The organism is Rubrivirga aquatilis (genome assembly GCF_046845665.1).
In the GTDB taxonomy this organism is placed as follows: Bacteria; Bacteroidota; Rhodothermia; order Rhodothermales; family Rubricoccaceae; genus Rubrivirga.
This window is the reverse complement of the sequence record NZ_CP177355.1, coordinates 425691-448802: the sequence shown is the minus strand read 5'-3', so window position 1 is coordinate 448802 and position 23112 is coordinate 425691. Positions and strand designations below refer to the sequence as shown.

General features: G+C 72.5%; 17 protein-coding genes. 16 read left to right on the top strand and 1 reads right to left on the bottom strand.

Annotation, left to right across the window (positions count from 1 at the left end; all coding sequences use genetic code 11):
• Nucleotides 1-53 precede the first annotated feature (53 nt).
• From ACLII4_RS01895 to ACLII4_RS01880, 4 genes are all read left to right on the top strand, one after another.
• Nucleotides 54-1151 (top strand): alpha/beta hydrolase family protein, encoded by a 1098-nt coding sequence (locus ACLII4_RS01895; RefSeq protein WP_412069203.1) that lies wholly within the window; start codon nucleotides 54-56, stop codon nucleotides 1149-1151.
• Between the two features lie 62 nt (nucleotides 1152-1213).
• A complete protein-coding gene (locus ACLII4_RS01890) occupies nucleotides 1214-3190 on the top strand; it encodes a sodium:solute symporter family protein (protein ID WP_412069202.1) in 1977 nt (658 codons plus the stop codon).
• A gap of 127 nt (nucleotides 3191-3317) precedes the next feature.
• Nucleotides 3318-4373, top strand: coding sequence for a methyltransferase (locus ACLII4_RS01885; protein ID WP_412069201.1), 1056 nt, complete (start codon nucleotides 3318-3320; stop codon nucleotides 4371-4373).
• A gap of 47 nt (nucleotides 4374-4420) precedes the next feature.
• Nucleotides 4421-6754 (top strand): GAF domain-containing protein, encoded by a 2334-nt coding sequence (locus tag ACLII4_RS01880; protein WP_412069200.1) that lies wholly within the window; start codon nucleotides 4421-4423, stop codon nucleotides 6752-6754.
• Nucleotides 6755-6758: 4 nt separating this feature from the next.
• On the opposite strand, the gene ACLII4_RS01875 is transcribed toward ACLII4_RS01880, so the two are convergent.
• The gene (locus tag ACLII4_RS01875) at nucleotides 6759-7145 is read right to left on the bottom strand and encodes an FKBP-type peptidyl-prolyl cis-trans isomerase (RefSeq protein ID WP_412069199.1); all 387 of its coding nucleotides are present in this window, start codon (nucleotides 7143-7145) and stop codon (nucleotides 6759-6761) included.
• Between the two features lie 84 nt (nucleotides 7146-7229).
• On the opposite strand from ACLII4_RS01875, the gene ACLII4_RS01870 reads away from it, so the two are divergent.
• The 12 genes from ACLII4_RS01870 to ACLII4_RS01815 all read left to right on the top strand — a co-directional run bounded on the left by ACLII4_RS01870 (nucleotide 7230) and on the right by ACLII4_RS01815 (nucleotide 22947).
• Nucleotides 7230-9071 carry a glycoside hydrolase family 13 protein gene (locus tag ACLII4_RS01870; RefSeq protein ID WP_412069198.1) on the top strand — a complete coding sequence of 614 codons (1842 nt, stop codon included), beginning with the start codon at nucleotides 7230-7232 and terminating at the stop codon, nucleotides 9069-9071.
• Nucleotides 9072-9229: 158 nt separating this feature from the next.
• Nucleotides 9230-13375 carry a two-component regulator propeller domain-containing protein gene (locus tag ACLII4_RS01865; protein WP_412069197.1) on the top strand — a complete coding sequence of 1382 codons (4146 nt, stop codon included), beginning with the start codon at nucleotides 9230-9232 and terminating at the stop codon, nucleotides 13373-13375.
• Nucleotides 13376-13613: 238 nt separating this feature from the next.
• Nucleotides 13614-13979: a response regulator gene (locus ACLII4_RS01860; protein WP_412069196.1), complete on the top strand. Its 366-nt coding sequence runs from the start codon at nucleotides 13614-13616 to the stop codon at nucleotides 13977-13979.
• A 33-nt stretch (nucleotides 13980-14012) separates the two neighbouring features.
• Complete coding sequence (locus tag ACLII4_RS01855; RefSeq protein ID WP_412069195.1) at nucleotides 14013-16418, top strand: DUF5916 domain-containing protein; 2406 nt, start codon at nucleotides 14013-14015, stop codon at nucleotides 16416-16418.
• Nucleotides 16419-16423: 5 nt separating this feature from the next.
• A complete protein-coding gene (locus ACLII4_RS01850; protein ID WP_412069194.1) occupies nucleotides 16424-17170 on the top strand; it encodes a hypothetical protein in 747 nt (248 codons plus the stop codon).
• Nucleotides 17167-18039, top strand: a complete 873-nt coding sequence (locus ACLII4_RS01845; RefSeq protein ID WP_412069193.1) for a hypothetical protein — start codon at nucleotides 17167-17169, stop codon at nucleotides 18037-18039. Before ACLII4_RS01850 ends, ACLII4_RS01845 begins: the two co-directional genes overlap by 4 nt.
• On the top strand, nucleotides 18036-18887 hold the full coding sequence (locus ACLII4_RS01840) for a hypothetical protein (RefSeq protein ID WP_412069192.1): 852 nt from the start codon (nucleotides 18036-18038) through the stop codon (nucleotides 18885-18887). Before ACLII4_RS01845 ends, ACLII4_RS01840 begins: the two co-directional genes overlap by 4 nt.
• 52 nt (nucleotides 18888-18939) lie before the next feature.
• Entirely contained in the window at nucleotides 18940-19701 is a 762-nt protein-coding gene (locus ACLII4_RS01835) for a hypothetical protein (RefSeq protein WP_412069191.1), read from the top strand.
• A gap of 60 nt (nucleotides 19702-19761) precedes the next feature.
• A complete protein-coding gene (locus ACLII4_RS01830) occupies nucleotides 19762-20592 on the top strand; it encodes a hypothetical protein (RefSeq protein ID WP_412069190.1) in 831 nt (276 codons plus the stop codon).
• On the top strand, nucleotides 20589-21404 hold the full coding sequence (locus ACLII4_RS01825) for a hypothetical protein (protein WP_412069189.1): 816 nt from the start codon (nucleotides 20589-20591) through the stop codon (nucleotides 21402-21404). The genes ACLII4_RS01830 and ACLII4_RS01825 overlap by 4 nt, the downstream gene beginning before the upstream one ends.
• Entirely contained in the window at nucleotides 21401-22102 is a 702-nt protein-coding gene (locus ACLII4_RS01820) for a hypothetical protein (protein WP_412069188.1), read from the top strand. The genes ACLII4_RS01825 and ACLII4_RS01820 overlap by 4 nt, the downstream gene beginning before the upstream one ends.
• On the top strand, nucleotides 22099-22947 hold the full coding sequence (locus tag ACLII4_RS01815; RefSeq protein WP_412069187.1) for a hypothetical protein: 849 nt from the start codon (nucleotides 22099-22101) through the stop codon (nucleotides 22945-22947). The genes ACLII4_RS01820 and ACLII4_RS01815 overlap by 4 nt, the downstream gene beginning before the upstream one ends.
• Nucleotides 22948-23112: the final 165 nt, after the last annotated feature.

Sequence of the window (23112 nt, the reverse complement as noted above, 5' to 3'; positions counted from 1 at the left end):
CCGAGGCGGCATCTCTCGCCCGCCCCCCCCCCTTCGTATCCCCGCCACACTCCATGCGCCTTCTCGCCACGCTCGCCCTCGCCCTGCTCGCCGCCGCCGCCCAGGCCGCCCCGCCCGACTCCGTCGCGCTGCCCCCACCCACCGGCCCGCACGCGGTCGGGACGGCCACGTGGCACTGGGTCGACGCGAGCCGCCCGGATGAGGTGACGCCGCGCCCGGACGACGTGCGCGAGATCATGGCCCAGCTCTGGTACCCGGCCCGGCCCGACTCCGGCGCCGTGCCCGCCCCGTACGCCCCGCTCTACCCGTCGCTCGCGTCGGTGCAGGCGTGGAGCGTCGCGCGGGCCCCGGTGGCGCCGGAGGCGGGGACGCTCCCCGTCGTCGTCGTGGCGCCGGGGCGCGGGGTGGCGCGGCACTTCTACACGGCGCTCGCCGAGGACCTCGCGAGCCACGGGTACGCCGTCCTCGCCGTGGACAGCCCGCACTCTGGCCGCGTGACCTACCCCGACGGCCGCACGGTCCGCCCCGCCCCGCGCTACCGCATCCCGTTCGAGGTACTCACCGGCCCGTACGAGGCCGTCGACGCCTTCTTCGAGGAGGCCGCCGCGCTCGGTTCCGCCGACCTCGCGTTCGCGCTCGACCGGCTGGCGGCTCTCGTCGCCGACGACCCGGCGGGGCTGCTCACCGGGCGGCTCGAACTGCGCCGCCTCGCGATGTTCGGGCACTCCCTCGGGGGCCGGATCGGGGGTGCGGCCGTCGCGAGCGACCCCCGGTTTGTCGCCTACGCCTCCATGGAGGGCGTGCCCCCGCGGACGCCCCGGCAGGGCGGGCTGGACGCTGCGGTGCTCATGCTCTACAGCAGCTCGCTCCCCGAGATGGCCATGCCCAACATCCGTGAGATCGTCCCGGGCCGCCGGGCCGACGTGCACCTCGCGCGGCTGGACGGCTACGGCCACAACTCCATGACCGACCTCGCACTCCTCGACCCTGGGGCGTACAGCTACGACGTGGAGCCTCGGGCCGCGCTCGACACGTCGCGCGAGGTGGTCCGGGGCTTTTTCGACGCTTACCTCCGGCCGGGGACGGCGCCGTTCCCGCACGCGGCGGGGTGGCCTGCCGTCGCCATCGAGACGCACCCCGCGCCGGAGTAGGTCCGCCTCGGCGCCGAGGCGGGCCGACCCACGCTAGGTTCGGGGCACCCACCCTGCGCCCCATGCTCGACCTCGCGATCGTCCTCGGCTTCGTCGGCTACGCCCTGTGGTCCGGACTGAGCGCCCGCAAGAAGGCCTCCGAGGGCCTGGGCGAGTACTTCCTGGCGGGCAAGACCCTCGGTGGCTGGCGCGCGGGCTTCTCGATGGCCGCGACGCAGTTCGCCGCCGACACCCCACTGCTGGTGATGGGGCTCGTCGCGACGGGCGGCGTGTTCCTGCTGTGGCGCCTGTGGATCTACGGCATCGCGTTCCTGCTGATGGCGTTCGTGTTCGCCGTCGGCTGGCGGCGCTCCGGCGTGCTGACCGACGCCCAGCTCACCGAGGTCCGCTACTCGGGGCGCGGCGTGCTCGCGCTGCGCGTGCTGAAGTCGCTGTACTACGGGACGCTGATCAACTGCGTGGTGATGGCCTTCGTCTTGGTGGCCGCGATGCGGATCGCCGAGGTCTTTTTACCGTGGCACCTGTGGGCGCCCGCCCTCCACGGCCTGTTCGTGGGGCTGGTCAATGCGACCGGGCTGGCGTCCGTGCTCGGCACTACGGCGACCGGGTTGGCGCCCGCCGTCGCGGCGGCCAACAACCTGCTCTCGATCCTGCTCATCGTCGGGTTCACGGCCCTGTACTCCACGACCGGCGGCCTGCGCGCGGTCGTCGCGACGGACGTCGTCCAGTTCGCCCTCGCGATGATCGGGACGTTGATCTACGCCTGGGTAATCGTCGACACGGCCGGCGGGCTGGGCGGGCTGACCGACCGCGTGGTCGACATCTACGGCGACCTGCGCGCGAGCCAGCTCCTGAGCTTCTCGGCGCCCGACACCGGCTGGGCCATCTTGGGTCCGTTCCTGACGATCGTCGGGCTCCAGTGGTTTTTCCAGATGAACTCCGACGGGACGGGCTACCTCGCCCAGCGCTCGATGGCCTGTAAAAGCGACCGCGACGCGCGCCTCGCCGGCGTCGTCTTCGCGTGGGCCCAGATCGTCGCGCGGTCGCTCATCTGGCTCGTCATCGCCGTGGCCCTGCTCGTCGTCTACCCGTTCGCCGCGGGCGACGCGGGCGCCGAGGGGTTCGTCGCCGGGCGCGAGATCCTGTTCGTCACCGGCATCGCCGACACGCTCCCCGCGGGCGCGCGCGGGCTGATGCTGGTCGGCCTCTTGGCCGCGCTCGCGAGCACGATCGACACGCACCTCAACTGGGGCGCGAGCTACTGGAGTAACGACCTCTACGGCCGGTTCTGGGCCGAGCACGTCCAGAAGCGCGAGGCCACGAGCCGCGAACTCGTGACCGTCGCCCGCATCTCGAACGTCGTGCTGCTGGTGCTGGCGCTCGGCGTGATGACCCAGCTCAACTCGATCCAGCAGGGGTGGACGACCTCGCTGCTGCTCGGCGCCGGGATGGGCTCCGTGCTCGTGCTCCGCTGGCTGTGGGAGCGGATCAACCTGTGGAGCGAGCTGGCGGCGATTGCCACCTCGCTCGTCGTCGCCCCGATCCTCTTGTTCGGCCTCGACCTCTCGGACGCCCCCGACGAGGACGCGCTCCGGCTGGCGCTGATGGCGCTCGCCTCCACCGTCGCGGCCGTCGGCGTCACGTTCGTCACGCCCAAGACCGACGAGGCCACGCGCGTGGCCTTTTACACCCGCGTCCGCCCGTTCGGCTGGTGGCGGCAGACGGCGATCGCGGCGGGCGACGACCCGAACCGGGGCCCGCGCCAGCTCGGCAACCGGCTCGCGCTGACGGCCACGACGGCCGCCTCGCTGTTCCTGACGCTCGTCGGCGCCGGCCGCCTGTTGATCCCCGCGCCCGACGCCTCGACCCTTGCGTCGCTGGCGTACCTCGGCGCCGGGCTCGCGCTCATCCCCGTCTGGGTGCGCTGGGGCTTCGGGCCGAACGCGCTCGCAGAGGACGTGCCGGACGCCGTTGAGATCGTCGAGGTCTCCGCCCAGCACGAGGCGGCCGTGTCCGCGCGGGCCATTGAGGCGAAGTAGCGGGCGCTCGGCGGTTCGGGAAGTATCCGGTCCCCCGGGAGTGGGGAATGGTCCAGGGGCTGTACTATGAAGAGTTTAGCGGTCCGTGGTCAGCGTTCGGGTCGTGTCTCTCCAGCCCCTTGCCGCCATGACCGACCCCACCGCCGCCGCTCCGCCCGCCGCCACGCGCCCGTCACCGGACCACATCATGCGGACCGCGACGGCCTTCTGGGCCTCGAAGACGCTCCTCACCGCCGTCGAGTTCGACCTGTTCTCGACGCTGGCCAGCGGCGCCATGACGGCCGACGAACTGGGCGAGGCGCTCGGCATCCACCCGCGCGGCCGGTTCGACTTCTTCGACGCGCTCCTCGCCCTCGGCTTCCTCGCCCGCGACGGCGACGGCGCGGCGGGCCGGTACCGCAACACGCCCGCTACGGCAGCCTTCCTCGACAAAACGAGCCCGTCGTACATCGGCGGGATGCCCGAAATGCTCAACGCTCGGCTGTTCGGGTTCTGGAACGGGCTCGGCGAGGCGCTGCGGACGGGCGAGCCCCAGACCGAGGTCAAGCTCCACGGCAAGCCGATGTTCGAGGAGCTCTACGCCGAGGAGGCCCGCTTGGGCCAGTTTCTAGAAGCCATGACGGGCTTCCAGGCCGCCAACTTCCAACTCCTGGCCGAGCGGTTCGACTTCGGGCACTACCAGACCGTGACCGACGCGGGCGGCGCGCTCGCGCTCCTGTCCCGCACCGTCGCCGCGCACCACGCCCACCTGGCGTTCACCACGTTCGACCTGCCGCCCGTGGCCCCGCTCGCCCAGCGGCACATCGACGAGGCCGGGCTGGCCGACCGCATCGGCGTCGTCTCGGGCGACTTCTTTGCCGACCCGCTGCCCCCGGCCGATGTCGTCACGATGGGCAACATCTTGCACGACTGGAACCTGGTGGAGAAGAAGGCCCTGATCCGCGCGGCGTATGACGCGCTGCCGGAGGGCGGCGCGCTCGTGGCCATCGAGAACCTGATCGACGACGCGCGGCGCGAGAACGCGTTCGGGCTGCTGATGTCGCTGAACATGCTCATCGAGTTCGGCGACGCCTTCGACTACACCTTCGCCGACTTCCAGGGCTGGGGCCGAGAGGCCGGGTTCACGCGCTTCGAGACGATCCCGCTGGCCGGCCCCACGAGCGCGGCGGTCGCCTACAAGTAGACACGCGAGAGGCGCGGCCCTACCCTGTCCGTCTCCCCATCCGCCCCATGGCCGAGCCCACCGCCGCGTTCACCCGACACCGCCTTTTCGCCGACCAGGTGGGGACGGCGCCCGAGGTCGGGTTTCCGTTCGAGACCGTCCTGTCGCTGGCGCCGGTCTTGGCGCACTGGCGCGCGCTGGGCGAGCGGGAGCCGGCGATCTACGGGCCGGCCTGGGCCGCGATCGAGCGCGACCTCGCCTCGGCCCCCGAGTTGAGCAGGCCCATCGACGACCCCGCCGCCCTCGACAGGCACCCCGACCTGATCGACCGGATCGTGCGCCCGCTGTTTCCGTCGTCCGACTGGACGAGCGACGCGCGCGCGCTGAGCGGGCCGTTCGGGGGCCAGATGGTCACCCGCACCGCGCAGTACGAGCGGGTCATGGGCCGCTATACCGGGGACCGGATGGACGTGATCAACACGCACGACCGCTTCCTCCGGACGCTCTACGCCTACAAGGCCATCCTGGGGCGGTTCTACGGCGTCACGTTGCGGCTCGACCAGCCACTCATCTTCGTCGTCCCCGAGTCGGACACGGGGCTGAGCCGCTACGTCAAGCTCAACGCGAGCACCCAGTTCACGACCATCGAGGCGACCGGCCCGCTCCCCGAACTCGACCCGGCCGCCCTCGACGATCTGCTCCGCCACGTGGGCGATCTGAGGCGCTGGACGGCGGCGCTGCCGCCCGAGCGGTTCCGGTTCGTCGGGCTCACCGCGACGACGCTCACCGACGTCACCAACGAGACGGCCACGGCGGCCATCACCCACCTCGTCCTGACGAGCGATGCCAACCTGACGGCCGAGACCTTCGATGCGCTTCAGGACGAGGTCCGCACGCTGTTCGCCACGGCCAGCCTGCGGCTCGGCCTCGCCTCGCTCCAGGCCGACGGCGCGCTCAACGTCCAGTCCGAGCGCAAGGTCTGGAACAGCCTGGTGATCCGCGACGCGCTCCGCGACGGGTCACTCGACTGGCAGGGGACGCCCTACGACGCCGCCCTCCGCCGCGGCGAGCCGGTCGTGCTCCCGGACATCGAGAGGGCCGAGGTCGGCGCCCCGTTGCGCCGCGCCCTGGCCGCGCGCGGCGTGCGGAGCCTAGCGCTCCAGCCGCTCCGCGCGGGGGGCCGGACGGTCGGCCTGTTCGAGCTGTCGTCGCCCGAGCCCGGCGCCGCCGACGCGTCGACGCTGCTCAAGATGCGCCGGCTCCACCCGGTCCTGGCGCTCGCCGTGTCGCAGAACCTGGACCGGTTCGAGACGCGCGTCGAGTCGGCCATCCAGCACGCCTACACGGCCATCCACCCGAGCGTGGCCTGGCGCTTCCGCGAAGCGGCCATCACGATGATGGGGCAGGGGCCGGCGGCGGAGCCCCCGGCGATCGCCTTCGCCGACGTGTGGCCTCTCTACGGCGCCGCCGATATCCGCTCGTCGACGCGCCACCGCAACGAGGCCGTCCGCCACGACACGCTCGCCCGCCTCGACCGGGCCCGGCAAGCGCTGGCCGCCGTCCGCCGGGCCGTCCCACTCACGATCTTGGACGAACTGGACCTGCGCCTCGACCGCCGCGCCGCGCAGTACCGGGACGCTTGGAACACAGGCGACGAGGACGAGGCGGCCCGCTTCCTGGCCCACGAGGTGGAGCCGGTTCTGGAGCGGCTCGCCGCCGGCCGCGACGACCTCGCGCCGGCCCTGGCGACGTACCGGGCGCCGGGCCACAACGGCGAGGCCGCCCGCGCCCAGGCGTACGAGACCAGCCGCCGCACCGTCAACCGGACCGTCTCGGACGTGTTGCTGGCCGAGCAGGCCGAGGCGCAGCGCGTGTTCCCCCACTACTTCGAGCACGCCAAGACCGATGGCGTTGAGCACGCCATGTACATCGGCGCGAGCCTGACGCCGGACCGGCCGTTCGACCCGGCCTACGTCGAGAACCTGCGCCTCCGCCAGCTCATCGCGGCGTGCACCGTCGCCCGCGAGGTCCGCCGGCTCCACGCGACGCTGCCGATGGCGCTCGACGTGGCCCAGCTCGTGGTCGTCCAGCACGCGCCGGTGACGCTGCGTTTCCGGACCGACGAGACGCGGTTCGACGTGGACGGCGCCGCGGGCGTCCGGTTCGAGCTGCTCAAGAAGCGGCTCGACAAGGCCCGCGTCGCCGGTACCGACGAGCGGATCACCCAGCCCGACCGGATCGCCGTCGTCACCTCGACCGAGGCGGAGCACGCCGAGTACTGCCGCTACGCGGACTACCTCGCGGCCAGCGGCACCATCGAGGGCGGCCCCGAAGTGCTCGCCGTGGAGGACCTGCCCGGAGCCGCGGGGCTGGGGCTGCTCCGGTTGGCCGTCCGCGTCTAGGCGCTCAGCGGACCCCCAGCAGCGTGACCTCGAAGCTCAGCGCCGCGTTCGGAGGGATGCCGGGCGGCGGGTCGGCGCCGTATCCCGCCTCCGGCGGCACGTACACCGCCTTCGTCTGGCCGACGTGCATGCCCGTGATGCCCGCCCGGAAGCCGGGGACCACGCGCTGGAGATTGAACGTGGACCGCTCGCTCTCGTCGAACACCGACCCGTCCTCCAGCCGCCCCTTGTAGGCCACGACGACCGTGCTGGTCGGCCCGGCGACGCGCGTCGTGTCGACCGCGAGCGCCGGGGCGTCGTCGGCCTCGGGCGCGTCGGCGGGCGCGCACGCGGCGAGCGCGAGGAGGAGGGCGAGCGGGACGGCGCGCCCCGCGAGCGGGAGGGAGGGCATGGATCAGAGGGCGGTGCGCGTCGAACCTAGCGTCGCTCGCGGCCCGGCCGTCGTTTCTTGGCGCTCGCGACCTCTCTACCACCGATGGTTCTGACTCTGCTTGCGCGGCGCAGCCTCGCCCTCCTCGTCCTCGCCCCCTGCGTGGCGTTCGCCCAATCCGTCGACCGCGTCGAGCCTGCGTTCTGGTGGGCCGGGATGCATCACCCCGAGCTCCAGGTCATGCTTCACGGCAACGGCATCGGCGCCGCCCGCGCAACGCTCGCGCCGACGCCGGGCGTCACCCTCGACCGCGTGGTCGCCGTCGACAGCCCCAACTACCTGTTCCTGGACTTGACGATCACCGAGGCGGCGCAGCCGGGGACGTTGGCGTTCACCCTCACCGGCCCCGATGGGATGACGACGCTCGACTACGAGCTGAGGGCGCGGACGCGCGAGCCGGGCACGTACGCCCAGGGCTTTTCGAGCGAGGACGTCATCTACCTGATGATGCCCGACCGGTTCGCGAACGGCGACCCGTCGAACGACACGCTCCCGGGCCTGCTCGAAGGCGCCGACCGCTCAAACCCGAACGCCCGCCACGGCGGCGACTTTGCCGGCGTGGCCCAACGGCTCGGCTACCTCGACGACCTCGGGATGACGGCGATCTGGTTCACGCCCATCTTCGAGAACGACATGACGCCGGAGTACGGCGCCTACCACGGCTACGCGGCGACCGACATGTACGCGACCGACCCGCGCTTCGGGACCGTCGACGAGTTCGTCGGGCTCGTCGACGCCGTTCACGGGCGCGGCCTCAAGGTGATCATGGACATGATCCACAACCACATCGGCGACCGGCACTGGTGGATGAGCGACTTGCCGACGCCCGACTGGGTCCACGACTGGGAGGCCGTCGGGCAGACCAACTACACGGGCGCCGCCGCCATCGACCCCTACGCCTCCGACGCCGACCGCCGCCAGCTCGTCGACGGCTGGTTCGTGGCCGAGATGCCGGACCTCAACCAAAAGAACCCGCTGCTGGCGCAGTACCTCGTCCAGAACACGGTCTGGTGGATCGAGCACACGGGCGTCGACGGGATCCGGATGGACACCTACCTCTACCCGGACAAGGACTACATGGCGCGCTGGGCGGCGCATGTGATGGCCGAGTACCCGACGTTCAACATCGTCGGCGAGAGCTGGGTGGGCAACGTCCCGCACGAGGCCTACTGGCAGGACGGCTTCGGCGCGAGCGGCGACGGCTACGACTCGGACCTCCCCTCCGTCACCGACTTCCCCCTCGCGTTCGCATTCCGCGACGCGCCCGGCGGCGACCTCTTCAAGGTCTACGAGACGCTCGCGCAGGACCACACCTACCCCGACCCGAACGCGCTCGTGACGTTCTTCGACAACCACGACCTGAGCCGCGCCTACGGGCAAGACCTCGACGCGCTCCGGATGGGGTTGGCGCTCCAGCTGACCACGCGCGGCATCCCGCAGCTCTACTACGGGACCGAGATCGCGATGCCGAACGGTCCCCAAACCGGCGGCGACGGCTACAAGCGCCTCGACATGCCTGGCGGGTGGCCCGGCGACGCGCGCGACGCGTTCACCGAGTCGGGCCGGACGGCGACGGAGCAGGCCGCTTTCGACGCCGTCCGCACGCTCGCGACGTGGCGCCAGACGGCGACCGTCGTCCACCACGGGCGGCTGACGCAGTTCATCCCCCGCGACGGCGTCTACGTGTTCTTCCGCTGGGACGCGGATGACACCGTCATGGTGGTCCTCAACACGGCCGCCGAGGCCCGCGCGCTGGCGCTCGACCGGTTCGCCGAGCGAATCTTGGACCATACCGCCGGGCGCGACGTGCTGACGGGCGCGACGGTCCGCCTCGGCGAGACGCTGGCCGTGCCCGCGCGTACGGCCCTCGTGTTGGAGCTGGAGTAGAGGCGGGCTCACGGCCCGACAGGCAGAAGGGCCACCGAGGAACGCCAGTCTACCGTTAGCGGGGTATCCTCTGGCGTATGACACGCCAGAACAGTCGGTTGCGGCCGATCCGAATGCGCCGCGGCCCCCGTCTCGGCCTGGGTCTCCTCGTCCTTGCCATGGCCGCGTGCCAGGGGTCGACTCCGGGGCCGCCCTCTGGGCCCGACGGTGCGCTCGTGGGCGAACGGCGCCGCACGCCGACCTCCGCCTCGCTGCCGACCGCCCTGCGGTTCTCGCATCTCGCGCTGGAGGACGGGCTCCCCCAGCTCGATGTCCACGCCATCCTGCAGGACTCGCTCGGGTTCGTCTGGATCGGGACCGAGGGCGGGCTGGTCCGCTACGACGGCCAGCGGGCGCGCGTCTTCCGGCCCCAGCCCTTCGACACGACAAGCCTGAGCAACCCCTGGGTTGTCGGGTTGGAGGGCGCCGAGGGAGGCGACCTGTGGGTCCTGACCGAAGGGGCGGGGCTGTCCCGCTACGACACCGACGCCGAGGCGTTCGAGCCCGTCCCGACGACGGACCGCGAGGCCGGGACCGCAACAGGCCTGGAGGAGTGGGTCCTGGCCCGCGCGCTCGACGGCGCCCTGTGGATCGGCCACCGGTTCGACGGGCTGACCCGCTACGACCCGGACACCCGGAGCCGACGCACGTACCCGGTCGGTGGCCCCGACGGGCTCAGCAGCGGGCGGATCACGGCGCTCGAAGGGACTCGGGACGGACAGATGTGGGTCGGGACGGAGGACGGCGGGCTGCACCGGATTGACACGGCCGGGCGGATCTCGCGCATTCCGGGGCCGGGGGGGCGGGAGGCCTTCGGGGACGGCGCCGTTGTCCGGGCGGTCCTGGAGGACCGCGAGGGGCGGCTGTGGGTGGGGACCGACGGCCGCGGTCTCTGGACCGTGGACCCGGCGACGGGGGCGGCGACCCGCGTTCGCGGCGCCGGCGCCGGGCTGGGGAGCGACGCGGTGTGGTCGCTGTTGGAGGACCCGACCGGCGTGCTCTGGGTTGGGCTCGGCGATGGGTTGGCCTGGCTCGAGCCCGCCACGACCCGGCTGGCGACGTTCCGCCACGACCCGACGGACCCGACCAGCCTGGGTGCGGGGGGCGTCCAGTCGCTCTTCCTCGACCGCTCCGGCGTGTTCTGGGTGGGGACGCAGTCCGGAGTCAGCCGGTTTGCGTGGCAGTCGCCGCGCTTCGAGCGCGTCGGGTCCGGCATCGGGGCGGCGCCGTCGCTCTCGGGGCCCGGCGTGTGGTCGTTCCTCGAGGACCGCCAGGGCGTGCTCTGGGTGGGCACGACGGCGGGTCTGGACCGCATCGACCCCGAGACCGGCGCGATCCGCCACTACGCCCACGACCCCGCCGACGCGGAGACGCTGCTGCCCGGCTGGGTGGTGTCGATCTACGAGGACGACGCCGGGCGGTTGTGGGTGGGGAGTCGGCGCGGCGGCCTCAACCTGCTCGACCGCGCGACCGGCCGGGTCACTCGTTTTACACCGGACGCCACCGACCCGACGGCCCTGCCGACCGACAACCCGTGGCGCATCGTCGAGAGCCGCGCGGGAGAGCTCTGGGTGCTCACGAACGGCGTCGGGTGCCTGAGCCGGCTGGACCCCGACGCCGGGACGTTCGCGCCCCTCTGCCCGTCCGGCGACCCCCCGACCGCCAAGAGCCTGGTCGAACGCGAAGACGGCATCTTCTGGGTAGGCACCTGGGACGCCGGGCTCTGGCGCCTCGACACCCGCACCGGCGAGATCCGGCAGTGGCGCCACGACCCGACCGACCGCCAGACGCCGAGCAGCAACTACGTGATGTCGCTCCACCTCGCCGCCGACGGCGACCTGTGGCTGGGGACGTACGGCGCCGGGCTCAGCCGCTTCGACCCGGATACCGAGCGGTTTACGCACTACACGACGGCCACGAGCGACCTGCCCGACGACATCATCTACGACATCCTGAGCGACGACGCGGGGCACGTCTGGCTGAGCAGCAACCGGGGGCTCACCCGGTTCGACCCGGACACCGAGACGTTCTGGACGTTCGGGATGGAGGACGGCCTCCAGGACCTCGAATTCAACGCCGGGACCGCGTACCGCGCCCCGGACGGCACGTTCTATTTCGGCGGGATCAACGGCTTCAACCGGTTCGACCCGACCGCCATCACCCCGGACCCCGCCGCGCCGAGAGCCGTCGTGATGGAGCTCGTGGCCGACGGGGAGCCCGTCGCGGTGGGGGGGGGGCTGGACGGGGCGCCGCCCGTCGCACGGGCGCTCCGGATGGCGCCGGGCCAGCAGGACCTGGCCATCGACGTGGCCGCCTTGCACTACGTGGCGCCCGACCGCAACCGGTTCCGGTTCCGCCTCGACGGCTACGACGCGGCGTGGAGCCCGCCGACTTCGGAGGGCCACGCGACCTACACCAACCTCGACCCCGGGGCCTACACCTTCCGCGTGGCCGCGGCCAACCCGGACGGCGTGTGGGGCCCCGAGGCGACGCTGACCGTGACCGTCGTGCCGCCGTGGTGGCGGAGCGCGTGGGCGTACGGGCTCTATGCCCTGCTGGCGCTCGGCGCGGTGGGGGCCCTCTACCGGGCGCGCCGGAACCAGCTCCAGATGCAGCACCGGATGGAGCTGGAACACATCGAGGCCGAGCAGCTCCGCGCGCTCGACCGGTCGAAGAGCCGGTTCTTCGCGAATGTCAGCCACGAGTTCCGGACCCCACTCACGCTTACGCTCGGCCCACTGGACGACGTGCTGGCGGGGGAGTACGGCCCGGTCCCTGGCGAGGCCTCGTCCCCCCTCCGCCTCGCGCGGCGCTCGGCCGGGCGCGTGCTTGCCCTCATCAACCAGATCCTCGACCTCTCGCGGCTGGAGGCGGGGAGCACCTCGCTCCGCGCGCGCCGGCTGGAGGTCGCGGCGTTTGTCGAGGCGCAGGTCGAGACCTTCCGCCCGCTCGCCTCACACCGCCGGATCACCGTCGACGTGTCCGTCCCCGACGAGCCGCTGACGGCGTGGGTCGACCCGGAGCACGCCGGGACCATCTTGGCCAACCTCCTGTCGAACGCGTTCAAGTTCACGCCCGCCGGCGGCGCCGTTCACGTGAGCGTCGAGGCCGACGCTGAGCGGGTCCGCGTGTCGGTCCGCGACACGGGGTCGGGCATCGCTCCGGCCGACCTCCCCCACATCTTCGACCGGTTCTTCCAAGCCGAGGGCGGGGCTGGGCAGCCGCTCGGGTCGGGCATCGGGCTGGCGCTCGCGCACGAGCTGGCGGCGCTCCACGGCGGGGCGCTCACGGCCGAGAGCGTGGGGGGCGGGCCCGACGGTGCGCCGTCGGGGAGCACGTTCACGCTCGTGTTGCCCCTCGGGCGGGCCCACCTCGCGCCGGGTCAGGTCGACGACCGGCCCTGGGACGGCGCCGCCGGTGTCGCTCTGGCGCTCGATGTGCCCCTCGCCGACCCGGTGGACCCGGTCGGCGGGGCGCCCGACGAGGACGTGACGACGGTCCTGGTCGCCGACGACCAGGCCGACATCCGGGCCTACGTGCGCCGTCACCTCGTAGGGGCCGGGTACCGCGTCGTCGAGGCCGCCGACGGTCAGGACGCGCTCGACCGCATCCGCCAGCGCCTGCCCGACCTCGTGGTCTCGGACGTGATGATGCCGCGCCTCGACGGGCTCGGGCTCTGCCGCGCCCTCCGCGCCGACCCCGAGACGGACTTCGTGCCGGTCCTGCTTCTCACGGCGAAGGCCGCCCCGGAGGACCGCCTCGATGGGCTGGCCGAACTCTGCGACGACTACCTCACCAAGCCGTTCGACGTCCGCGAGTTGGTCGTGCGCGTAGGCAACCTTATCGCCTTGCGGCATCGGCTGCGGGAGCGGTTCGCCGCATCGTCGGGCGATGGGGCGGCCGCCGAGGGAAGCCCCACGCCGGCCATCGAGTCCGCCGACGAGGCCTTCGCGGCGTCCGTCCGCGCGGCGATCGACGCCCACCTGGGCGACGAGTCGTTCAACGTCGGGGCCCTCGCCGAGGCGGTCGGGCTGAGCCGGAGCCACCTCCTTCGGCGGACGACGGCGCTGCTGGGCGCGGCGCCGAGCGACCTCATCCGGACGGCCCGGCTCGACCGGGCGGCGGCGCTGCTGGCGGCCCGCGCCGGAACGGTGAGCGAGGTGACCTACGGGGTCGGCTTCAAGAGCGTCGCCCACTTTTCGGACGCCTTCCTGGCCCACACGGGGTCGCGCCCGTCGGTCTACGCCGAGGCGTCCCGGTGCTGAGCCTCCCGAGGCGCGTCGGCCGGCACGCGTTGCGCATCCGACGCGCGCTCTTGCGTGGGGGCCCCATGCATCCTAGACGCAACACGTTGCGCCCTGGACGCAACGGTGGGGGAGGAGGGGCGCCGCAGGTTGCAGACGCCGCCCCCGGTTCGCGCCGCACCCTGCGACGCCGGCCGGCACTGGGCAGGCGTGCCGCGGGGGGGGCGCCCCGTCCGCGGCGACACATTCCCCACCCCCAATGCCCGACGCCTCCCTGCCCCGCGTGCTCATCGCCGACGACGATGACGAGATGCGGGCCTACATCCGGCACAGCCTCCGCGAATCGGCCCGGGTCACCGAAGTCGTCGACGGGACCGAGGCGCTCCACCTTGTCCGCCGACTCCCGCCCGACCTGGTCATCGCGGACATCCGGATGCCGGGGCTCGACGGGCACGCGCTCTGCGCCGCGCTCCGCGCCGACGGCGCCACGTGTGACGTGCCGGTGCTGCTTGTCAGCGGCGAGCCGCGGGAGGAGTCGGGCTGCGAGGACGGCTTCCTCGCCAAGCCCTTCAACGCGGCCAGCCTGCGCGCCGCCGTCGAGCGCCTGCTGCCGCCGCGCCCCTAGCCCACTACGGGTGTCCTTTGAGCCTTCGACCCGATGACACGCTCGTCCGACATCACCCTGCTCATCGCGCAGGCGCCCGGCACGCGCCCGTTCCGGACCGTCGTCGGCATGGACTCCGGCGTCGGCGGTCACAACGCGTCCGACGCGCCCCACGGCGCAGCGTTGCTGGCGACGCGAACACCCCGTGAGTCGCCCGCTGCCCCTCCACCCGCCGCCCTCCCCCCGATGACCTCCGTGACACGTCTCGTCGTGCTCGCCACCGCGCTGGCCCCCACCCTCGTCTCGGCGCAGCCGGCCGACGCGCCGTTCGTCGTCCCCCGGCTGACTGGCCCCATCGACCTCGACGGGCGCGTGGACGAGGCCGCCTGGGACGCCGTCGTGCCGCTCGACCTGGTGACGCACTGGCCGGCGTTCGGCGACGCGCCCTCGGTGCCGACCGAGATCCGGCTCGCCTACGACGACGAGTACGTCTACGTCTCGTGCCGGTGCTACGCGCCGCCCGAGGCCGTCTTCGCCGCCTCCTTCGAGCGCGACATCAACACGCTCGGGACGGACTACCTCGGCCTCGCCCTCGACACCTACAACGACAACTCGACGGGCGTCGGGTTCTGGACCACGCCCACCGGCTCGCGGACCGACGGCACGTTCGCCAACGACAACGGCGAAGTCGACGACACCTGGAATACGTTCTGGGACGCCGAGGTGGCGGCCACGCCCGAGGGGTGGTTCGCCGAGATGCGCGTCCCGTTCTCCAGCTTGCGCTTCCAGCCCGACGCCAGCGGGCGCGTGACGATGGGGCTCAGCGCGTGGCGCTACCTCGGCAAGAAGAACGAGATGGACATCTACCCAGCCATCGAGCCGGACTGGGGGTTCTGGAGCTTCAACAAGCCGTCCCAGTTTCAGACCGTCGTGTTCGAGGGCATCGAGGCGCGGCGGCCCGTCTACATCACGCCCTACGCCCTCGGTGGGCTGGGCCAGTCGTTCGACGTCGACGACGCGGCCGGGACCGTCCGCACCGACGACACCGTCACCGAGGTCGGGGCCGACGTCAAGATGAGCCTGTCGGACAACCTGACGCTCGACCTGACGCTCAACACCGACTTCGCCCAGGTGGAGGCCGACAACCAGCAGGTCAACCTCACCCGGTTCTCGCTGTTTTTCCCTGAGAAGCGGCAGTTCTTCCTCGAGCGCGCCAGCTTGTTCGACTTCGACCTGGGGGGCTCGAACCGGCTGTTCTACAGCCGCCGGATCGGGCTCAACGACGGGGAGGCAGTGCGGCTGCTGGGCGGTGGCCGGGCGGTCGGCCGCGTCGGCGGGTGGGACGTGGGCCTGATCAACTTGCAGACCGCGCGGCGGACGCCGCTCGACGGGGCCGTGCTGCCGTCCGAGAACGTCGGCGTGCTGCGCCTGCGGCGGCAAGCTCTCAACTCGCAGTCGACGGTCGGCGGGATGCTGACGAGCCGGCTGGGCGACGACGGGACGACGAACGTCGCCTACGGCCTGGACGGCGACCTCCGCCTGGGCAAGGACGCCTTCGCCGAGCTCCGCTGGGCGCAGACGTTCGACGACGCGGTCGACGGCGGCGGCCTCCTGGACCACACGCGCTTGCGGGCGTCCGTCGAGAGCCGCCAGTACACGGGGCTCGGCTACGCGGCCAAGGTCGAGCGGGCGGGCCGGGCGTACCGCCCGGACCTCGGGTTCGAGCTCCGGGAGGACTTTACCAACGGGGGCGGCATCCTGTGGCACGGCTGGGGGCCGCGGCCGGGCTCCCGCCTCGCCCGGCACCAGGTGCGCGTCCTCGGCGAGACCTACCTCCGCAACGCCGACGGGACGGTCGAGACGGTCGAGTCGAGCGCCTCGTGGGCCGGCACGTTCACGTCGGCCGCCTCGCTCACCGCCCGCGCGACCGTGACCTACGACGACCTCCGGGACGGCTTCTCGCTCTCGGACGACGCGGCCGTGCCCGCAGGCGAGTACACCTTCCCCGCCGCGAGCCTGTCCTACGACACGCCCGGCGGACGCCCCCGGCGGGCGACCGTCTTCGCGAGCGGCGGCGCCTTCTACGACGGCTGGCGGGCGACCGTGGGCGTCGCACCGACCTGGGTGGTCTCGAAGCACCTCACGCTGAGCGGCGACTACGAGGTCAACCAGGTCGGCTTCCCGGACCGGGACCAGACGTTCACGGCGCACGTCGGGCGGCTCCGGGTGCGGGCGGCGCTGGACACGCGGTGGTCGCTGGCGTCTTTCCTCCAGCTCAACAGCGCCGCCGACGCGGGGCTGGCGAACGTCCGGCTGCGCTACAACCCGCGCGAGGGGAACGACCTGTACCTCGTGGTCAACTGGGGCTTCCACACCGACGCGCTGCGGGCGTCGACCGGGCGGCCGCTCACCGACCAGCGGGCCGTGCTGGCCAAGTACACGACCACGTTCGCGCTCTAGCCCCGGTGGCCGCCCCCCCGACCCCGCCCCCCTCGGGGCCCCCGCCGACCGCCCCGGCCGCTCGCCCGAGACGGTGGGACTGGCGGCCCACGCTCCGGTGGTTCGCCGCCGAGATCGTCGTCGTCGTGGCCGGCGTCCTCATCGCGCTCGCGCTCAACGCGTGGTGGCAGGGGCGGCAGGACCACGCGCTGGAGACCCATACCCTCCGCGAGCTCCGGGCCGCCCTGCTCAACGACCTCACCGACGTCCAGGTCAACGTCGGCTTCCACAGCCGCGCCTCTGCCAGTGCGCATCTGCTTCGAGAGCACGTTCGCGCACGGGGCCCGTATGCCGATACGCTCGACGCCCACCTCGGACACATTCTGGGGGCCACCTTCACGATCCGCGACGAGGCGGCGTACGAGACGCTCAAGCAGCGGGGCATGGAGACCATCTCGAACGACTCCGTCCGGGTCGCCATCGGGCGGGTCTACGGCGTGGAGTACCCACGCGTGATCGGCTTCCAGCAGACGGCCACGGACTTCATGCTGACTCAGGTGTTCCCGTTCTTTACGCAACGGTTTCGGGACCTGAGCCTCTACGTGTCCGCGACGCCGGTGGACTACCCGTCGCTGCTGGACTCGACCGAGTTTGCAGGCCACCTCGACTGGGCCGTCCGAATCAACGGGGCGCAAGCCGCCATGATGGGAACGCTGGAGGCCGAGATCACCGCCCTCATCGCCCTCCTCGACGACGAACTCGCAACCCGATGACCGGCCCGCCCTCCCCACCCGCCCCGCACACGGGGCCTGCGATCTCGGCGCCTCCGCCAACCACCCCGCCCACGCCGCGGCCGAGGCGGCCGTGGACCATCCTCGGACGGCTCTCGCAGGCCGTCCGCGAGCAGAACTGGTTCGCCGTCGCCCTCGAGGTCGTCATCGTCATCGTCGGCGTGGTCATCGGCTTCCAGGTCACGGCGTGGGGGCAAGAGCGCGCGGACCAGGACAAGGAGCAGACCTACCTCCGCCAGCTCTCGCGCGACCTCGCCGAGACCGAGCGGCTGGCGGATGACCTCGCTCGGACGATGGCCCCGCTCGAACGAGCGCCGCGCCGGCTGGCCCAGGCCTACTTCCTCCCCGAGCCGCCGCCTCGCGATTCCGTCGTCCACTGGGCCGCCGTCGCGCCCGCGTACTGGGAGATCAGCCCCGTCCTGGGCACCGCCGAGGCCCTCGTCTCGACCGGCGACGTCGGGCTCATCCGCGACGACTCCCTCCGCATCGCCATCACCGCCTACCTCGAGAAAGCGCGGGAGAACATCAGGGGGTGGGGGGCCTGGAAGGACGTGCTCCTCCAACAGACCGACGAGTACGGCGCGACGACGCCGGTCGCGTTGCTTTTCGCGGAGTGGGTCGGCCCCGCCGCGCTGGACTCGCTCGACCGCGCCGACGACTGGATGGCGCTCGTGCCCCCCGGCGTGGCCCTTCCTATGCTGGATGCAGAGGCGCTCGTTCGCGACGAGCAGGTCCACCGCCTCATGGTGCGGATCACCATTGTGAAAGACAACATGGCGATCAACCGGCGAGAGATCGCCCAGTACGCGGCGGCACTCCGCGAGCAGGTCGACGCCCACATCGAGCGATGACCGACGCCCCGACCCCTCCCACCTCGGTGTCACCGCCACCCGGCCCGGCTCCGCCCTCTCCGCGCCCGGGGCGGGCGGGGACGTTCCTCGGGCGCCTGGGGACCGCCCTCCGCGAGCAGAACTGGGTCGCCGTCGCCGTTGAAGTGGTCATCGTCGTGCTCGGGGTCGTCATCGGGTTCCAGGTCACGGCGTGGGGGCAGGGCCGGGCCGACCGGGCCAAAGAGCAGGTCTACCTCCGCCAGCTCGCCGCCGACCTCGCCGAGACCGAGCGCCAGGCGCGCGCGACCGGCGCGTGGATGGCCGCCGGCCCCCAGGCCGTCGGCTCGCGCCTGCTCCAGACCTGGGGCACGCCCCAGCCCACCGACTCCGTCCTCGCCTGGGTCCGCGACGCCTCCGACTGGCGGTTCGACCTGCCCGTGGTGGGGACGGCCGAGGCGCTCGTCGCCACGGGCGACCTCTCGCTCCTCCGCGACGACTCGCTCCGGAGTGCCCTCACGGCGTACCTCGACATCGCCCGAACCGCCAGCGTCGACTACGCTCGGACCAACGAGCAGATGGTCCGTTACGGCGAAGCCCTGGCCGAGCGGTTCGACTACGTCCAGGCCAACGAGGGACTGGAGGGGGAAGCCGCTCGCCTCCGCGGCCGATTCGTGCGCGGGCTCATGCCCGATTCTGCGTGGACATCGCCCTTCCCGTTGGACGTGGCCACGCTCCACCGCGACCCGGTCGCCTACGGGCTCGTCGTGAACCTCGCCTACGGACATGACTGGTTGAGCCAGCTTCGCGAGGGCCAGCGCGAGAGCGCCGCCTCGCTCCGCCAGCGGGTCGAGGCCCAGATCGCGCCGTGAACGCGCGTCGCCGTACCCTCTGGCGTCCCGCGCCGATCCCACCACCCCGCCCGTGATCTACCGCCGCGTCCTCCAGCATGTCCGGGACCAGAACTGGACGGCCATCGCCATCGACTTCGTGATCGTCGTCGCAGGCGTGTTCATCGGCATCCAGGTGAGCAACTGGAACGCGGCCCGCGTGGAGCAGGCCCGAGAGGCGACGTACCTCGCCCAACTCCGAGAGGAGATCGCCGGGAACGCCGATGTCATCGCCTACCAGACGGTGTACGTCGAGCGTGTGGTCGAGGGCGGGCGCGCGGCCCTGGCCTTTATAGAGGGCGACGCCGACTGCACCGCCGAGTGCGAGACGGTCCTCGTCGACCTGTTCCACGCCTCGCAGGTGTGGGGGGCGGGCTACACCCGGGCGAAATACGAGGAGATGGTCCGCCTCGGGCTCCCCACCGACGAGGCGACCGCCGCGGCCGTGCAGGAGTTCTACGGCTTTATCGACGGGTGGGACACCGTCAACGCGACGCCGCCCGCCTACCGCGAGCGCGTGCGCGGGCACCTCTCGCCCGAGGCCGCCGTCGTTCTCTGGGACGGCTGCTACGGGGACGTCGAGGGGCAACTCGAAGCGCTGCTCAGCGACTGCGTGGACGGGCTCCGCGCGCTCGACGTGGAGCCCATGCTCCGGTCGGTCCGGGCCGACCCCGAGCTGGCGCCGCAGCTCCGGTTCTGGATCGGCCAGAACGTCTTCGCGCTGGCCTTCTACCCCGACATGGGCGCCCGCGCCGACGCCGCGATCGCGGCCATCGACCGCGCCTTCGGCACCTGATCCCCCTCTGCCTATGGCCCGCCTCTTGGCCCTCGACATGAGCCCGCGCGCGGCGACCCGATGACCGACCCTCCCTCGCCGCCCGACCCGACACCGCCCGCCTCGCCCCCGAGGCGGTGGGACTGGCGGCCCACGCTCCGGTGGTTCGCCGCCGAGATCGTCGTCGTCGTGGCCGGCGTGCTTATCGCCCTCGCGCTCAACGCGTGGTGGGGCTCGCGACAGGACGCCGCGAGGGAGCGGGCCTACCTCAGGGGGGTGCTCGCGGAGTTGCAAGCCACCGAGGCCGAGCTCATGGGCGAGATCGCGACCTCGCGCGATCTCTTCGGCGACGCCCAGCGCGTCCACCAGGCGTACTTCCTCGCGTCCCCACCGCCCGTCGACTCGCTCCAGGCGTGGTGGCGGTTCAGCCACTCGGACCCCGAGCCGACGTTCGGCACGCTCCGCGCCCTCATCGGCACCGGCGACCTCACGCTCATCCGCGACGACTCGGTGCGCGCGGCGCTCGTCTGGATCGGGGAGCGGGCGGGGTATTACGACGTGCGCCTGCGGAGGTGGGAGGAGAAGGTCCTCGCGTCGCTTGACGTCCTGGCCCCGATGACCTTCGCACAAAAGACGGCGCGGTGGGCCGAACGGGGCCGGCCGCCGGCCGACCTCGACGGGTCGGGCACCTGGGGAGACGCCGTCCGATCCCTCCCAGCCGAGACCCGGCGCCCGCCCTTCGTCGTCAGCCCCGCGGCCCTCCTCGACGACCCCGTCCTGTACGGGGCCGTGGTGGCCTACCTCGTGGCCGCCCGCAACCACCTCCGCAACCAGGAACGCCTGCTCGCAGACGTCCGGACCGCACGCCAGCGGATCGAGGCGACCTCGGAGCTGGCCCATCCCCGCCCATGACCGACCCCACCTCGGCGCCCCCACCGACGCCCCCGCCCACGGATCCACCGAGGCGGGCGGGGACGATCCTGGCCCGGCTGGCCCGGGCCGTCCGCGCGCAGAACTGGGCCGCCGTCGCGATCGAGCTGGCGATCGTCGTCGTCGGGGTGGCCCTCGGCCTCCAGGCCAACCGCTGGAACGAGGCGCGCACGGCCGAGCGCGACGTCCGCGCGCTGGTCCAGAACCTCCGGGGCGAGTTCGCCTCGAATCGGGCCAGCCTGGCGGCGACCCGGTCCGACCTCGACGCGATCATGGGTGCGAGCGGGCGGGTCCTCGCGCTCGTCGGCCGCCAGGAGATCGGGATGGCCGACACCGGGCTCGACAGCCTCATCGAGTTCACGTTCTTCTGGCCGACGTGGACGCCCAGCAGCGCGGCCTCGCAGGAGCTGGTGGGCTCGGGCAAGCTCTCCGTCCTCGCCGACGACGGGCTCAAGCCGTTGCTCTTCGAGTGGGCGCGCCACATGCGGCAGGTCGACGAGGGGAACCGGCGGATGGAGCGGAGCTCCCAGGACCTCATCGACTATGTCAAGGAGAACGGGTCGCTGCGGAACACGAACCACGGCCGCATCGGGGTCGAGCGGTCGCCGCTGGCGGTGAGCAACCGCCCGCTCTTGGGGGACCCGCGGTTCGAGAACTACGTTGCCGAGAAGCTGGTGATGGCCCAGTTCCTCGCCTTCCAGTACCGCCAGGCCGACGACCTGATCGACCGGATCCTCCAGGAGGCCGAGGTGGCAGGGGCCGACCGCGCCGCGCCCCCCCGTGACGCGCCATGATCTTGCGCCGCCTCACCCAGCACGTCCGGGACCAGAACTGGACGGCCGTCGCCATCGACTTCGTCATCGTCGTCGTCGGCGTGTTCATCGGCACCCAGGTGGCCAACTGGAACGCCGAGCGGCTCGACCAGCAGAGACGTGACCGGATCGCCGACGCGCTGGTGACCGACCTCCGTTCCGCGATTGCGGTTCAGAACCGCTTCGTCCCCGCGATCGACGCGGGCCTGGCGGCGTGGGGCGCCGCGCACGAGCGGGGGGAGCAGCCAGCGCCATTCACGTACCGCATCGAGGGGTCGGACACGGCGCCCGACACGTGGACGACGATCGAGCAGATGGGGCTGGCCGACCAGTTCGACCCGGTCACGCTCTTCGATCTGACGTACTACTACTCGGAGTTGGAGGGCGTCGGGCGGAGGTACGTCCGCTACGTCACCTTCGTCGAGGACGAGGTGTTGCCGGGGGAGATCCGCGGCGCGGCGAGCTTCTACGCCGAGGACGGTCGCCTCCGGCCCCGCTTTCAGGCCAACATGGACCGCCTGCGCGAGTACCGCTGGGAATCCGAGCGGCTGACCGAGTGGGCCGAATGCCTCGTCTATCGGCTCGGCGCCGACCGGACCTTCGACCAGACGTGCCGACACGTGGACTTCCGACTCGACGGCATGCCCCCGCGCCCCCGCGACGCCGAAGAAACGCCATGACCGACACCCCCCCCGCCTCGGCCTCCATACCAACCCCTCCGGCCGCTCCCCCGAGACGGCCCTGGACATTCCTCGGGCGGCTGACGCGGGCGGTCCGCGAGCAGAACTGGTTCGCGGTCGCGCTGGAAGTCGTGATCGTCGTCGTGGGCGTCGTCGTCGGCTTCCAGGTCACAGCGTGGGGCGCCGAGCGGGCCGATGCCGCGAAGGAGCAGGGCTACCTCGAGCAGATCTCGGCCGACCTCGCAGAAACAGAGCGGACAATGACCGAGGCGGACGCGGGGGCTTTGGGCATCGAGCGGGCCATTTACCTCCTGGAGCGCGCGTTCTACACCCCGGAGCGCCCGCCGCGCGATTCGCTCCTGCGGTGGGTCGGGAACGCCGCGTTCGGGGCCCCGCGCCGCCCGGTCCTCGGGACGGTGGAGGCCCTGGTGGCGACCGGCGACCTCGCCCTGATCCGCACCGACTCGCTCCGCTCCGCGCTCACCGAGTACCTCGAGGACGCGCGGGAGGAGATCGACGTCCAGGCCCGGTTCGAGCAGACCCGCGCGTCCGCCGAGGAACGCCTGCGCCGCCACGTCGACTTTTCCGTCCCGATCATGGCCGTCCTCCCCCCCGACCGCATCGAGAGCGCGCTCGGCGTCCCGCTCGAGGGGACCGCGTACTTCGAGGGGCCCCGGCGGTCGCCCCTGCCGCTCGACGTCGGCCGGTTCCTCAGCGACGGCGACGCCCGGCACGCGGCGGAGCAGCTCGTGCTCGGCACGCAGAACCTCCGCCGCGGTCGGGCGCGGATGCGGCAGGACGCCGCCACGCTGCGCGCGCTCGTAGACGCCGACCTGGACCGATGAGCGACACCCCCGCCCCACGCCATGCCGTCGGCGGAGGCCGCCAGCGCGGGGCGCCCCTGGACCCTCCCCGGCCGGCCGGCCCTGGCCGTCCCCGCGCAGGACCGGGTCCCCGGGCTCGCGCTGGCGACGTACGTCGCGGCCAGGTCCGTCTTCCACTTCCTCCCC